The following is a 15,471-nucleotide window of genomic DNA, read 5'->3' as shown; positions in this document are numbered from 1 at the left end:
AAATTAACATTCTCGTTAGTACGCTATATTTATTATATACATTGTCTGATATATTCACGGACCTCATGCCGTCCGATACGCAGGTGGTTTTCCACCGTACGGTGTGAAAGGTTCAATTCCGAAGATATGTCCGCTATCGACTTATCCTCAAAACGGCTCATCGTATAAATTTTCCTGCGTTGAGTGGGAAGGACACTGAGTTTACGTTGTTCCAAAGCGGCTAAATCATCAGATATTATACGGCTCTCGGTATCGTTGGTACAAGTTTCGGCATGATCGTACATATAAGAGGAAATTTCCTGCTTCTTATAAAAACGACGCAAATAATCATTCACCAGATTGCGGGAAATGGTATAAATAAAAAATTTCACTGTATCGGGACGGAGCATCTGCTTGTATTCCATTAACCGCAGGAATACATCCTGTGATAAATCTTCAGCCTCTTCCCGGCAGTTTACCTTATGTAATATATACAGATAAACCTGGTTATGATAGCTTACATAAGAATCGGCTATTAATTGAGAAGTTGTCATCGTACTGTTTTCCATATCTCAGATTTTTGGGTTTACGTTTGTTTTACGAAAGCAAAGATATAGATACATACACAGATAACATCATTCTACCATGCCTAATAAATCTCGCTTAATCCTATTAGACTAAAACAAGCGTAAAACACAATAAAACAAAGATTTAAGAATTTGGGACTCCCAGTATCAACTAATAATTTGAGACTCCGGCAGTCATTTCAAGAATAAATTCCACGGTTATTCATTCGTTTTTCCGATACTGCGAATGTATTCATTGGGAGTAATGCCCGTGGCCTTTTTAAAGTAACGGAAGAAAGAGGCGCGAGAACTGAAACCGCAAAGTTCGGCAAGCGCGCCAAGAGTATATTTGGAGTATTCATCTTTAGCAATCAAATGTTTGAATTCAGCGATACGGTAATCGTTGATATAGTCATAGTAATTACGGTTCAGATGCTGATTAAAAAGATAGGACAGAGTATGGGCGGACGTCCCTATCATAGCCGCCAAATCCGCCACTTTCAAATCCGGATTTGTATAAGCCTTCTCACGATGCATGATATTCTCCAATTTCCCGGTGAGACGCTCGCATTCTTCAAGACTGATTTTACTGGTCTTGTACTTTTCTTCCGTGACAGCGGTCTTGGGCTCTACTTCGGCAACAGGCAAAGGCTCAACCGTTTTCTTTGACTTCCCTCTCCGCCTGTAAAAATAAAAAACGCACAAAAGCGACAAGACAATCAGAATAACCGCCCCCACAATCCAGGCCATAACCGGATAGGCAATATGTACCGCCATACTGATTTCCGAATCGGCCACACCGACACGCCGCACCTTAAAGCAATAATTGCCTGACGACAAATCATAATAAGTGATATCCGACCGCCCCATCAGCATCTGCCAGCCTTCTTCCTTACCTTCCAGCTTGCACTCATAAGACATATAACTGGGATCGGTAAAATTCAAAGCGGAAAAGCGAACCGTCAGATTGTTTTGCGAATTTTCCAAATCCACCCGCATCTTATCCTTATTCCATGCGGGCGCTACCGGATGTTTGCCGTTTACAAAGACATCTGTAATCCTCAAAGGGCGATTATGTTGCAGAAACTCTCCTTCGGCGTGAGTATTCATATAAATCAACCCTTTCGAGTTTCCCATCCAGATACGGCCCTGCCCGTCTTTTACAGGCAGGCAGAATATAAAGATAGGACTGGGAATCCCGTCTATGAAATGATACAGGATAAACGTGTCCTTCTTGTCATACCGGTACAAGCCGTTGCTGGTACCGATCCATAGCCAGCCCTCATCATCTTCTATCATAGACATGCAATCCTTACCCTCGAGCAAGGTATTAGGCTGCAAATGGCGGAAATGATTCATCGACAAATCGGATATATACATAGGGCCTTTGTCCGGCAGGAAATAAAGCTGATGCGCGGAATCTTCAAATACGGTACGGATTTTCTCCTTATGAATAAATCCCTCCGGAAAGATATCCACTTTTAAACTTTCGGAAGAAGGGTCCCAGATGCACATGCCATTCTCCGTACAAACCCACCCCTTACGTGTAGAATCAAAGTAAATCTCATATACATTCCCCTCAGGCAGCTTAGAGTTGGCACTCGTATAATGGTTCAGCATCCTGCCGTCCTTATAGCGGAATAAGCCGACAGAGGTCCCTATCCATAAGCATCCTTCCGCATCAGACTTAATACAGAATATCTGCCCCTTGACAAAAGGTTGCGCCACGCGAGGCTCAAAATCGCTAATGGTCAATGTTACAGGATCCAGCACATACATCCCGCCGCCATAAGTTCCGACATAATACTTCCCCTGAAAGGCATAACTACAAATAATCATACTGGAACGCAACTGCGGAGCGCTGAAACCGGCATACCTTCCCCGCTGCTCGTCAATAAAATATAAACCGTCACGAGAACCTATCAGTTTTTCACTTCCCCGGAAAGTTATGGTCCTTACAGGCATATCCTTTGTATCAAAATAAGGCGGATAACTGTACGTACGGAACAATTCGCTCTGATAAAGCGTATAATCCAATCCCAATTGATAGAAACCCACCCAAATCAACCCGTCCCTGTCCACCAGCAGGGAATACACCGAATTGGAACGCAAACTACCGCCTTTTCCGACTTCATGCTGGAAAGAACGGACTATCCTGCCCTGTTTCGTGGAAATAAAGTGCACCCCGTTGCCGTCCGTACCTACATACAACAAATCCTTCCCGTCACAAGACAAGGAAGATATTACATTGCAACCTACATCCAGATAAGAGTCGAACTTATGCGTACGGGTATCAAAACAAGCGATTCCCTGCCCCATCGTACCCAAATAGATAACCGGACCGATACGGGCGATATTGGTATACGAGCAAATATGCTTGTCTTCCACTATGAAATAATAAGGAACTATTTTCCGGTTTTCCAATTCCAGCGAGTAAAGTCCGCTCGATGTAGCCATCCATAAGATTCCGTTTTCTCCGAAACTCAGCCCGTTGATGATATTGGCAGCGGATAATACGTTGGGGTCTATCAGAATATGTTCCAACCGTCCTTGCCGGTAAATAAACAGCCCCGCCTCACTGCCGATGTAAAGTCCCCCCTTGCCGTCGGCCAACAAAGAACGGACACCGCATTTGATTGTTTCCGCAGCGATGGCATCCAGCTCGCGTTTCTCATGATTCACGCGCCACAATCCCATGCCATTTCCCATCCATATCTGGTTACCTTCCGTTTCGGCAATGGCATTGACACGCTTCAACTTTTCATTATTGCCTGAGACAGGATAACGTTTCAGGTGGACGCCGTCAAAACGCTCTAATGAAGTTCCCGTACCAATCCATACATATCCTATCGAATCTTTGTACAAAGCATTGACCACCAAATCGGAAAGTCCCTCGGTGACGGACAGGCCACGGAATATAGATGTCTGTGCGTAAGGAGCATAAGAAACCAACAGAACAAAAAGTGCTACTATATATCTGAGTGTTATGCTTTTCATACAATGTAAATTGGATTCCGTTGCCGTGACAACGCTACAAATATAAGGAAAAAACACAGTCCTTCCGCATTTCAATATCCATTTTAGTATTAAATACAGGCAAAGATTAAGAATCACTCAATTCAAAGCAGAAAAAAATTGTATATTTGCGCCCCAACCAACTTACAGGCACATGGCAGGTATCTACATCCATATTCCCTTTTGCAAGACACGTTGCATTTATTGCGATTTCTACTCCACCACCCGTAGCAAACTGAAAGGCCGCTACATCCATGCGTTGTGTAAAGAGTTGCAAATACGGAAAGAATATCTGAGAGAAGAGCCCGTCGAAACGATTTACTTTGGTGGCGGCACCCCTTCACAACTTGCGGAAGAAGATTTCCGGGAAATATTTGAAACCATCCGGAAATACTATGGAATGGAGCAGTGCCGGGAAATTACTCTTGAAGCCAATCCCGACGACCTGACCGAAGAATACGCCGTCATGCTGCAACGATTGCCTTTCAACCGTATCAGCATGGGAATACAAACTTTTGACGACGCTACCCTGAAACTGCTGAACCGCCGCCATAACGCGACGCAAGCCGTCAATGCCGTACATCATTGCCGCCGTGCGGGTTTCAACAATATAAGCATCGACCTTATCTACGGCCTTCCCGGCGAAACGGACGAACGCTGGAAACGTGATTTGCAACAAGCCGTCAGCCTTGACGTAGAGCATATCTCCGCTTACCACCTGACATACGAAGAAGGCACCCGCATCTACGAACTTCTGCAAACGCACCGTATCCGCGAAGTAGACGAAGAAAGCAGCCTTCGCTTCTTCTCCACCCTTATGGACACGCTTGGCAATGCCGGCTACGAGCACTACGAAATATCCAATTTCTGCCGTCCGGGCATGTATTCCCGCCACAATACATCTTACTGGAAGGGAATTCCCTACTTGGGTTGCGGTCCTTCGGCACATTCATTCAACACAGATACCCGTGAGTGGAACATATCCTCGTTGGAAGACTACATACATTCCATCGAAAACAATCACCGCCGGTTCGAAAATGAATATTTAGACCGTACCACCCGCTATAACGAATGCATCATGACCTCCATTCGCACCAAGCGGGGACTGTCCCTGAATGATTTGGAACGGGAATTCGGCAAGGAACTATGGCAATACTGTATGAATATGGCGCGTCCGCACCTCGATAGCGGAAAATTAGAAATACGCGACAGTCACCTCTGTCTTACCCGTAAGGGAATCTTTGTATCAGACAGCATTATGAGTGATTTAATGTTCATAGAAGATTGAAAGCCGTCCCCGGAGCAGACAAGCATATCTTTTTGTACACCAGTATCTCTATTTTACTATCATATTAACACAAATTCGTCTTCCATATTACATCTGCATTACAAAATAAAGCCGATTTTGTTCATTTTCATAGTCATTAATTGATGTAAATCAAGAAATGAAGGTGCAACCCGCACTTTTCCTTCTATTCATTTTTGTGTTATAAAACATATTCCTATATTTGCATAGGTAAAAAGAAAAAGCTAAGCGCTTACAATTGTTTTCAGTAGGTATTAGATTTATTATTAGATTAGTTTTTAGGTATAACAATTAAAAAGTAGGTATTATGAAACGTTTAGGATTAACATTAGTGGCAGCAGTATGTCTGGCTGCCAGCACATTTGCAGCAGGGAATCAACCGACAACTGCAAGATGGGAAGGTAACATCAACGTAAACAAATTGAGTAAGTATTTGAATTTGTCCGCCAATCAGCAGGAAGAAGTCACAAATATCTGTGAATACTTCGACGAGCAGATGTCGCGTGCTACAAGCTCAAAGAAGAATCAGGAAAAGTTGCTGCGTAACGCGGTTTACGGTAACTTGAAATTAATGAAAAGAACTTTGAACGAAAAACAATATTCCGACTATGCCAAAGTTTTGAATGTTACGTTGCAAAACAAAGGTATCGAAGTGAAGTAACATTCACTTCCGATAAATACGGAAAATGTATTTTAAAATAGATAAAAAGGGTACTGATTAGTTCAGTACCCTTTTTTTGCTTGTCAATATCGTTAGAGTAATGACGACATCAACTTCCTAAACCAGTTATTGGCCTACTTTCACAAGCAGAAACGATCTTGTAATTCTTTCTTATATTTTTTTGAAACAAGCAATTCGGTAACTTTGTCAAAAGGCGGATATAAAACGCACTTATTATCCCGTATAAGCATCAGATAATCTATATTGATGATATACGATTGATGTATTTGTACAAAACACGGAGAATACAAAGTAATTTGTTCGGCAGTCATTCCCCGGCGTAAAGTCAGAGGCGGCTGGTTATTCAATATTACCTCCCACTGCTTGCGTTCGGAGCAGTAACGGAAAAAGCCGATCTCCGCCGGACGCAGGGCACGCATATCATTAGTCGGAGTAAAAACGATGAAAGTCTGCCCGGTGTGCACAGGACTCCCTACCGGTAGCGACACCCGCTGGCCGGCTTCAACCTGTTTGACGAAACGCGTCAGAATATCTTTCAGATCCTGTTCTTCAAAAGGCTTTAACAGATAATCGAACGCAGCTTCCCGAATAGCCTGTATCATATACTTGTCATACGCCGTATAAAACACGACCCTCATATTCCACGCCACGTTATCGCGCATCTCCTGCAACAGATCCAGCCCCGTCATATCCGGCATCTCCACATCCAAAAACAGCAAATCGGGTTGTACTTTCGTAATCAGCTTTTTCCCTTTCCTGCCGTTTCGTGCAGTGCCTTCCAAAGAAAAGCGAGCATCTTTCCGTAATTCAAAGCTCAGATTTTCAAGAGATACTTCATCATCATCTACTATAACGACTTTGTACTTGTCCATATTCCATGTTTTGTTTTGGCGAATATAAAAATTTTCTTGTTTCCATACAAAACCAGAAACGGACATTTACAGACTATTCATCCATAACCCGTTCTATCACCCCTAAAAACATAACTAAGCGGCTATTCTTAGATTTTATAATCGTACTTATCCGGTAACAGAAAAGTTACTTCACATCCTACCTCGCCACCCGGCAAAGTCACGTTATGCACGGCGACATCAATCGCTTCCTTATTTTTCATATTCAGAATCTGAATCGTTTGCATGATGACTTTCATGCCTGTACCTGTGCCTCTATGCCGGCTGTCCGGACGATAACCGCCACCGTTATCCGTTATCTTAATGCGAATGCCTCTCTCCTGCCGGTCTACGGTAATCCATAAATTCCGTTCTCCCTCCTTGCCTCTCAACGCATGTTTTACGGAATTTTCCACCGGAATCTGTATCATCATAGAGGGCAGCCATACCTGTTCAGGATGCACATCTTCCGCTATTTTAATATCCGGGCGGAAAGTCGCTCCGAGCGAACGGCGTTCCAAGTCGATATAAGTTCCGACAAAATCCAGCTCCTCGGACAAAGTGACACATAACTGTTCCGCCAGTTCCAGATTTCGCCGCATCAGTTTCACTAATGACGCCAACTCCTGCTTCTCCTCTTCCCTACGGTTCACAACCTCCTGATTGAGAACATTGAATATAAAATGAGGAGACAAGCGGTTACGGATATTCTCAAGACGGAGCGTAGAGACTGTCCTGCGATTTTGAGCGAGCAGTAAATCATGCTTCTTCCTATTATAAAGATAAAGAAAAACGGCAATCAAGAACGCTATAACGGCAATCGCCAATGTCACGAGACGAGTTTGCCTCAATGCCAGCACCTCGTTTTCCTGTTTCTGAAACAAGACCTTATGCGCCATCAAGGTAGAGTCCTGCTGATAACGCAAAGTCAAATCCGCCGTACGCATCCTTATACGCTCATTGCGAATAGAGTCGTCCAAGCGGTCATTTTTCTTCAGATAATCGTATGCCCGCTGATAATTACCGGTTTCTTCGTGAAATTGCTGCAAATATTTATTACGGATATGTATCATGTCCGCGTCTATCTCCGGCGAAGCTTTACTCACCGTCAGCAACCGCCGTGCCTCCGCAAAGTCTTTACGCTGCAAAGCCAGCTCTATTTTCTGCGTATCGATATAATAAAGCGCGGTAGTGGAACCTATCTCTTTAAAGAAAGGCTCGCACAAATCCAGATATTTGGCAGCCGAATCCGCTTCGTTCCGTTGAAGAAAACAGTCGCTCAGGTTCAAGTAACTCAGATTAAGCCCCCAGCGCATATCAGGATAATCTTTCACAAGCTCCACCACCTTCCTGAAGTAACCGATTGCCGTAGCGTAATCCCCCCGGTAATAATACGAGTTTCCGCGATTATTCAGATAAAAATGCTTTTCATCCGGAAGCATCTCATCATAGTTCTTAGCCGCAAGTTCCGAATAGTAGTCACATTGCTCATAGTCGCGCAGTGTCATATATCCCTGCGCCAATCCATAGTAGATGGGAAACTTTCTATCCGAAGGCATATTCAGCGAATCACAAATCAACAGTGCCTTCCTGTACCAGAAAACACCCATATCCAGCCTTCCCAAATGATTGTTGGCATCGGCAAGGTTTATCAGAATGTCCGGAACGGTCTCCGGTTTCGTTCCCTGCAATCTCCATTCATAAGCTTTCTTGAAGCAAACTTCCGCGGAATCTATATACCCTTTTCTCGAATAGATATTACCCTTCATATTGAAACATTCGGACTGCAAATCGGCCAATCGGTGCGAGAAAGGCTGTCTGCCGGTAAAATCCTCAATCTCCCGAATCAAAAGTTGCGCAGAATCGATATCGGAAGTGGCCAGGCAGGTTTTCAAAGCGACGGAAAGATAGTTGTACCGTACCAGACTGTCTTTCGCAGCCTTCATTCTTTGCAAGACCTGTGTCCTCATCCTGCGCGGAGCCGTTGCCACAGAATCGACATGAGTACTGAAAAAAGAATCGAATTCCCGCATTTCAGATATCACGTCACCGCCGCCTTTACAAGTACAGGCGCCCGGCAATACAATCCCCGTCCATAGAAGAAGAAAGAAACCGATGCAGCTTTTCAGACCGCTCCGCATACTCCGTGTTTTATTTTATTGTAACCATCGTAGCTCCGAACCCATATTCCTGGAAAGAAGCGTCTTGTGTCTTACAAGCCGTATATTTCCGTTTCATCTCATCCAATAAGGCTTTGCGAAGCACACCGTCTCCCTTGCCATGAATGAAGACGATACGCTGCTCACGCTTATTCTTGTATTGCTCCATTACCTCGCGAAACTTATCCAACTGGTAGTTCAATATCTCGCTGTTACTCATGCCACGCGTATCATCCAGCAATTCGCCGATATGTAAATCCACTTCGATGATTTCATTTTTGCCGCCCCGCTTGACGATAGTCTGAGGCTTGGACGGGACATCCACCGTTTTCTTTTGCATCAGGGCATCCTGCAAATCCTCGGCCGACACGTAAACCTGTTTGGCAGGAGCGTCATTCTTCACCACATCGTACATAAGCGCGGGAGTGTCAAAAAAGTCGGTCTGCCGGAATGTATGCAGTTTATAGAACTTCACCGTATCGATACGAATTTCCACATTGACAGCAGGCTTCATGGCAAAAGAACGATTGTCCTTGAAAGCGACCAACTGAACGGCTGCACGCTCCCTGTCATTCAGCTCCGATTTTTCAAATTCCTCTAACAAAAGCTTTGTATTCGGTTCTATCAGACCATGCGAACGGACAGTCCACGACTTGCCTTCCGCGCTTAAATATGTATAATACATACAGTAATTGCTATCGTTCACCAAATAGGCCTCAAACGGAGTGGTGCTTACCGCCTTGATATCCTCCGGAACAAAGGCAAGGTATACATTCAGTACATCACCGCCCTTCATTTCCGGCTGACGATAAACGGATATCCGGGGTTCGACCGGACGCTCCACCCGCTGTCCGGAGCCCGAAGCGAAAGATGCCGGCTTTGAGGTTGCAACAACCGTACGAGCCGCCGATTGCTCCTCCGCCCTCTTCTTGGCTGCTTTAGAAGCCGAAGTGGGAATATTATAATCATCTGTTTCAATCACCACACATTCGCGCACCGGCATCGGAATGTCAAAACCGTCGGCATCTTCTACCAATACTATGTCTTTTCCACGGAAGCCCGTCACGACACCACCGCCTACTTCACTGAGGAAGCGTACTTTATCTCCTATTTTCATACTTTCTATTCTGTTTTTTTATCATTACCCGGAAGATGCGTCAAAACCATGGCAGACATGCGATTCCGGCATCCTCTTTTATCTCTCGCAAAGTTAGGAATTATTTGATGATTATATACAAACATACTTTGTTTGTATCGCAAAGTTTTTATTCATGCGATGCAATCTTAAAACAGAAGTTTCATTTCTAAGAATAAAGCTTTAGTTTATAAGAATCAAACTTTGATTTCTATAAACATAACTTCCGTTCCAAGATTGCGTGGTAAGTAAAGTAACTCTCCGGGCGCTTCGGCAAGACAATCATTAATTGCCTGCATATAATTCAAATCTTCCCAAATATCCGTACCTTTGCAGTCCCTAATAAAACAAAGATATGAAAGAAGATCCCAGACATATTAGAATCAGCGAATTCAATTATCCCTTGCCGGATGAGCGCATCGCCAAGTTTCCATTGCCTGTACGCGACCAATCCAAGTTATTGCTGTATCGCCACGGTGAGGTTTCCGAAGACGTATTCACCTCCCTGCCCGATTACCTTCCGGCCAACAGCCTGATGATTTTTAATAACACCAAGGTTATCCAGGCGCGTCTGCACTTCCATAAAGAGACGGGAGCGCTTATCGAAGTGTTCTGCCTCGAACCTATCCGACCCAACGACTACGCTCTTAATTTTCAGCAGACGGAACACGCCGCATGGCTCTGCATGATAGGAAATCTGAAAAAGTGGAAAGAAGGTACGTTAAAACGGGAAATGGTTGTGAAAGGAAAACCGCTTACCTTGACTGCCGAACGGGGAGCGTGCCATGGTACCAGTCATTGGGTGGATTTTCGTTGGAACAATCCGGAAATAACATTCGCCGATATTCTCGAGGTGTTCGGAGAGTTGCCTATCCCGCCTTATCTGAACAGGGAGACACAGGAAAGTGATAAGGAAACCTACCAGACCGTTTATTCCAAAATAAAAGGCTCGGTAGCCGCTCCAACCGCCGGACTGCACTTTACTCCACGGGTTTTGGACGCTTTGCGCGGGAAAGGAGTGGAGCCGGAAGAACTGACGCTGCACGTAGGAGCCGGGACTTTCAAGCCCGTCAAAAGCGAAGAGATAGAAGGGCACGAAATGCACACGGAATACATATCCGTCAATCGCAGTACGCTGGAGAAGCTCGTAGCGCACGAAGGAAAAGCCATTGCGGTAGGAACAACTTCCGTACGTACGCTGGAAAGTCTCTATCACATAGGTGTTACTCTTCTGAACAATCCCGACGCCACAGAAGAGGATTTGCATGTAAAGCAATGGCAACCCTATGAGATGACTCCTGAAACGGCTGCCACACCTGCCGTAGACGCCTTGCAAGCAATCATAGCCTATCTTGACCGGCATCACATGGAAACGTTGCATACCAGCACGCAAATCATCATTGCTCCGGGATACGAGTACAGAATCGTAAAAGCCATGGTGACCAACTTCCACCAGCCGCAAAGCACACTGTTACTGCTTGTCTCGGCATTTCTACATGGAGATTGGCGGAAGATTTACGACTATGCCCTTGCCCATGATTTCCGGTTCTTGAGTTACGGTGATTCGTCGCTGCTGATACCTTGATATTCTTTAAAGGATATCCGGCACGACATTTTTATTGATAACACCCATAAAAAGCTCTGAATAAAATGAACAGCGACAACAATCAGGAAATGTTTCCCCTTGTCGATGAACAAGGGAACATTATAGGTGCAGCCACCCGCGGCGAATGCCACAACGGAAGCAAGCTTCTGCACCCCGTAATTCATCTGCATGTATTCAACTCCAAAGGAGAATTATATCTGCAGAAACGTCCCGAATGGAAAGATATACAACCCGGCAAGTGGGATACGTCGGTAGGCGGACACGTTGATTTGGGCGAAAGTGTGGAAATGGCCTTGAAACGGGAAGTACGCGAGGAGTTAGGGATAACCGACTTCACACCGGAAGCCATCACCAATTATGTTTTTGAATCCGCACGCGAGAAAGAGCTCGTGTTTGTACACAAAACCGTATACGACGGCGAGATACATCCCAGCGACGAGTTGGATGGCGGACGTTTCTGGAATATAGAGGAAATCAAAGAGAATATAGGAAAAGGGATATTCACGCCCAATTTCGAGCAGGAGATAGAACGAGTAAAGCTGATATAATAAGTAAGTGTTGAAATTTAATTTATAGCAAGAATAATCTAAGCCTGAAAAGATTTTAGTTTTAAGCCTAAAGGATTTTAGCTTTCAGCCTGAAAGACTCTTATCTATAAGCCCGGGGTAACACCCCGGGAATAAATGTTCCCGGTATTCTGCGCCCTGTAAGTACTCCCGGGGTGTTACCCCGGGCTATAAGATAAAAAGGCTTTCAGCCTTAGGTTACGCTATATCATCGTTACTGATATAAATTAAATTTCAACACTTATTTAAAAGGGTGTGTCAAAACTCCCCTCATAAATAGAAAATCACCCTCGCCACAGATAGTCGTAGCGAGGGTGATTTTCTATTTATGAGGGTTTCGACACACCCTCTTTCTTATTAGCTTCCTTATCTTATTTCGCCAAGTCCTCGATTACTTTCATAATCTGCCGACCGATTTCTTCGGCTGCTTCCGGCGTAGCCGCTTCGCTATAAACACGAATAATCGGTTCTGTGTTACTCTTGCGTAAATGTACCCATTTGTCGGGGAAGTCAATCTTTACACCGTCGATGTCATTGATTTCTTCGTTTTTATAGATTTCCTTTACTTTGGCAAGGATGGCATCGACATCCGTATCCGGAGTTAAGTCTACACGGTTCTTAGCCATGAAATAAGCCGGATAAGTGGCACGCAGTTCGCTTACTTTCTTACCCTCGTGTGCCAGATGGCTAAGGAACAGGGCAATACCCACCAAGGCATCGCGTCCGTAGTGGCTGGCGGGATAAATGACTCCACCATTGCCTTCGCCGCCGATAACAGCGCCTACCTCTTTCATCTTGGTAGTTACGTTCACTTCACCTACGGCGGAAGCGTAATATTGTTGGTCGTATTTACGGGTTACATCACGCAATGCACGGGTAGAACTCAAGTTAGAAACCGTATTGCCCGGAGTATGCTTCAATACATAATCGGCTACGGTAACCAGCGTGTATTCTTCACCATACATTTTGCCATCTTCACAAATCATAGCCAAACGGTCTACATCCGGGTCCACCACAAAAGCGACATCGGCCTTACCGCCTTTCATCAGGTTCATGATGTCACCCAGATTCTTTTCCAGAGGTTCAGGGTTATGCTGGAAGTTACCGGTAGGTTCGCAATAGAGTTTTTCCACATGCTGTACTCCAAGTTGCTCCAACAGTTGCGGAAGGATGATACCGCCCACAGAGTTTACACAATCAATGGCTACACGGAAACCGGCTTTCTTAATGGCTTCCACATCCACTAAATCAAGCGCAAGTACGCTATCAATATGTTTTTGATTATAAGTCAGGTCTTTACGGTAAGAGCCGAGTTTATCCACTTCCGCAAAATCGAAAGCTTCGGCCTCAGCGATACGAAGTACCTCGTTTCCTTCTTCTTTATTCAGGAATTCTCCTTTTTCATTCAGAAGCTTCAAAGCATTCCACTGTTTGGGATTGTGAGAGGCGGTCAGGATAATACCGCCGCTGGCGCCTTCCATGGTTACAGCCAACTCAGTGGTCGGGGTAGAAGCCAAATCAATGTCCACTACGTCCCAGCCCATACCCATAAGGGTACCTACTACCACATTCTTTACCATTTCGCCCGAGATGCGCGCATCACGGCCTACTACAATCTTGTTACTTTTTACAGTACACGTTTTGCGGATAAGGGTAGCGTATGCCGAAGTAAACTTCACGATGTCGAGCGGATTCAACCCCTCGCCTACACCACCGCCGATCGTTCCGCGGATTCCAGAGATAGATTTGATTAGAGTCATAGGTTAATAATTTAAATATTGGTTAGTTATTTCCAGATTTGATATTTCCGGATATCGTAATAATAAGGATATACGTATTGCATAGCCGTCTGATGTCCCATCTTGGAAGGAATAATCAGTCTTACGTGAGCCATATCACGCACATAAGTCAATGGAACAAGCCATCCTGCCGGAACAGCCGGCGAAGAATAGTAGGTCATCATGTATCCCTGCAAGAAAGTTCCCGCTATGGAAGACGAGGTCACCGTATAACGGAATGCGTCCACAGTTTCCACAGCGCTCAAATTAGATAACGCGGTATCTTTATCAAGGATACTGTACTCCATAAAACGTACCAGTATCTCATCATTATTCTTCACCGTATCAGCCTCGTTCTCGGAGCCTTTATCTACAATCTGCATATATACTCCACTGGCAAGCTGCACAAACTCATCCACGCCGTCTCCTTTTTCCTTAGACTTTGTCGTAGAGTCCTGTGCATAAAACTCCGATTGTGAGATTATCTTAAAGTCATTCTTTTTGATAAAGTCATTTATACCGTCTTTTTCCTCTTCCAGCATCTCTGCATAGGTCTTGCTATCATCGCAGGCCTGAAAGCCCAAACTGAGTGCCAATAAAGACAAAAAGAATAAAGTAAGTTTCTTCATTTCTGTTATTTAGTAATTTCGTACAAAAATATCTGATTTCCTTGAAAGTTAAAAGCTGCAAGTGGAAAGTTCGTATCTTTTAACCTTTACAGCCAAACTTTTTTTATCCTTTGGCATTAAGCAGTGGCTTAAATTTTTCCAACGCCAGCTCCAGCACTTTTTCAGCTTCTTCCAACGTTCCGTAAAATTCTCCGCCGGAAGCATTTAAGTGTCCGCCGCCGTTAAAAAACTCAGCAGCGAGCCGGTTGCAAGGAAAACTTCCTACCGAACGCAAGGAGACCTTTATCATCGGCTTTTCCGTATCCTCACGCAGGAAACAGGAGAACACTACATTTTTGATACTCAACGGTATGTTTACAAAACCCTCGCTATCGCCGCGGATATAGTTGAAATTGCTTTGTTCTTTCTTGGTCAGCGTAATCAAAGCGGCATGATGTTCCGGATAGACTTTCATCTGTGACAGCACATGCCCCATAAGACGCAAACGGCTCTCGGAATAGGTGTTATACACTTTCCGGTAAATATCGTCCTTGTCAATGCCTTTTGAGAGCAACTCGCTGATGATAAAGTATATTTCACGATTATTGGAATTATATGTAAAGCCGCCCGTATCGGTCATCATACCTGTATAGATACATTCCGCTCCTTCCTTTGTGATGTCACTGAAATATCCCATGCGGCAGATCAGACGAAAAACAAGCTCCGAAGTAGAAGATATCTCGGGGTGGGAAATTATGATTCTGCAAAAATCTTCCGGGTTCAGATGATGGTCTACCAGTATTTTCCGTGCAGGAGAAGCAGATACGGCATCCGCCATTGCATCGATACGGCTGATGGCGTTGAAATCAAGGCAACATATCACATCTGCCTCCGCTATCAATTTATCGGCGAACTCTTTATAGCGGTCATACAAAAGTATGTCCTTACTGCCGGGCATCCACCGCAAAAAATCCGGAAAAGCATTCGGAACGATAACAGTCGCGTCCTTGTCTTGCGTATTGAGAAAATGCCATAATCCTAAAGAAGAACCTATTGCATCCCCATCGGGAGCCACATGAGCAACAATAACAATTTTATCCGCACGTTCCATCCACTTGGCAAAGTGGTCTATCTTAGATTGCTCTATTACTTTAGTCAACATATAGTTTTTACGATTTACG

The 15,471-nt window shown here is 44.5% G+C and carries 12 protein-coding genes; 4 read left to right on the top strand and 8 right to left on the bottom strand.

Annotation, left to right across the window (positions count from 1 at the left end; all coding sequences use genetic code 11):
- Positions 1–32: 32 nt before the first annotated feature.
- Entirely contained in the window at positions 33–548 is a 516-nt protein-coding gene (locus tag BHV73_RS01730; protein ID WP_009122702.1) for a sigma-70 family RNA polymerase sigma factor, read from the bottom strand.
- A gap of 216 nt (positions 549–764) precedes the next feature.
- Positions 765–3,542, bottom strand: a complete 2,778-nt coding sequence (locus BHV73_RS01725; RefSeq protein WP_009122703.1) for a two-component regulator propeller domain-containing protein — start codon at positions 3,540–3,542, stop codon at positions 765–767.
- Positions 3,543–3,714: 172 nt separating this feature from the next.
- Between BHV73_RS01725 and hemW the strand changes: the two genes are divergently transcribed.
- Together hemW and BHV73_RS01715 are read left to right on the top strand one after the other, a co-directional pair.
- Complete coding sequence (gene hemW / locus BHV73_RS01720; RefSeq protein ID WP_286736130.1) at positions 3,715–4,848, top strand: radical SAM family heme chaperone HemW; 1,134 nt, start codon at positions 3,715–3,717, stop codon at positions 4,846–4,848.
- 325 nt (positions 4,849–5,173) lie between these two features.
- The gene (locus BHV73_RS01715; protein ID WP_009122706.1) at positions 5,174–5,527 is read left to right on the top strand and encodes a hypothetical protein; all 354 of its coding nucleotides are present in this window, start codon (positions 5,174–5,176) and stop codon (positions 5,525–5,527) included.
- Between the two features lie 140 nt (positions 5,528–5,667).
- On the opposite strand, the gene BHV73_RS01710 is transcribed toward BHV73_RS01715, so the two are convergent.
- The 3 genes from BHV73_RS01710 to BHV73_RS01700 form a co-directional block, all read right to left on the bottom strand.
- Complete coding sequence (locus tag BHV73_RS01710) at positions 5,668–6,420, bottom strand: LytR/AlgR family response regulator transcription factor (protein WP_022219813.1); 753 nt, start codon at positions 6,418–6,420, stop codon at positions 5,668–5,670.
- A 128-nt stretch (positions 6,421–6,548) separates the two neighbouring features.
- The gene (locus BHV73_RS01705) at positions 6,549–8,579 is read right to left on the bottom strand and encodes a tetratricopeptide repeat-containing sensor histidine kinase (protein ID WP_286736128.1); all 2,031 of its coding nucleotides are present in this window, start codon (positions 8,577–8,579) and stop codon (positions 6,549–6,551) included.
- A 10-nt stretch (positions 8,580–8,589) separates the two neighbouring features.
- Positions 8,590–9,714, bottom strand: coding sequence for a DUF2027 domain-containing protein (locus BHV73_RS01700; protein WP_286736127.1), 1,125 nt, complete (start codon positions 9,712–9,714; stop codon positions 8,590–8,592).
- A gap of 373 nt (positions 9,715–10,087) precedes the next feature.
- Between BHV73_RS01700 and BHV73_RS01695 the strand changes: the two genes are divergently transcribed.
- Complete coding sequence (locus tag BHV73_RS01695; protein WP_118045901.1) at positions 10,088–11,317, top strand: S-adenosylmethionine:tRNA ribosyltransferase-isomerase; 1,230 nt, start codon at positions 10,088–10,090, stop codon at positions 11,315–11,317.
- Between the two features lie 65 nt (positions 11,318–11,382).
- Positions 11,383–11,886: an NUDIX hydrolase gene (locus tag BHV73_RS01690; RefSeq protein WP_129618631.1), complete on the top strand. Its 504-nt coding sequence runs from the start codon at positions 11,383–11,385 to the stop codon at positions 11,884–11,886.
- A gap of 389 nt (positions 11,887–12,275) precedes the next feature.
- Here the strand turns inward: BHV73_RS01690 and glmM are convergent, their stop codons facing one another.
- The 3 genes from glmM to BHV73_RS01675 all read right to left on the bottom strand — a co-directional run bounded on the left by glmM (position 12,276) and on the right by BHV73_RS01675 (position 15,452).
- The gene (gene glmM, locus BHV73_RS01685) at positions 12,276–13,664 is read right to left on the bottom strand and encodes a phosphoglucosamine mutase (RefSeq protein ID WP_009122713.1); all 1,389 of its coding nucleotides are present in this window, start codon (positions 13,662–13,664) and stop codon (positions 12,276–12,278) included.
- A 26-nt stretch (positions 13,665–13,690) separates the two neighbouring features.
- Entirely contained in the window at positions 13,691–14,311 is a 621-nt protein-coding gene (bamK, locus tag BHV73_RS01680; RefSeq protein WP_009122714.1) for a BamK family beta-barrel-assembly machinery protein, read from the bottom strand.
- A 103-nt stretch (positions 14,312–14,414) separates the two neighbouring features.
- On the bottom strand, positions 14,415–15,452 hold the full coding sequence (locus tag BHV73_RS01675; protein WP_009122715.1) for a DHH family phosphoesterase: 1,038 nt from the start codon (positions 15,450–15,452) through the stop codon (positions 14,415–14,417).
- Between the last annotated feature and the right edge of the window lie 19 nt (positions 15,453–15,471).

Origin of the sequence: Bacteroides sp. 44_46, from assembly GCF_001915465.1 — a bacterium.
Lineage (GTDB): Bacteria > Bacteroidota > Bacteroidia > Bacteroidales > Bacteroidaceae > Bacteroides > Bacteroides clarus.
This window is presented reverse-complemented; position numbering and strand designations above follow the sequence as displayed.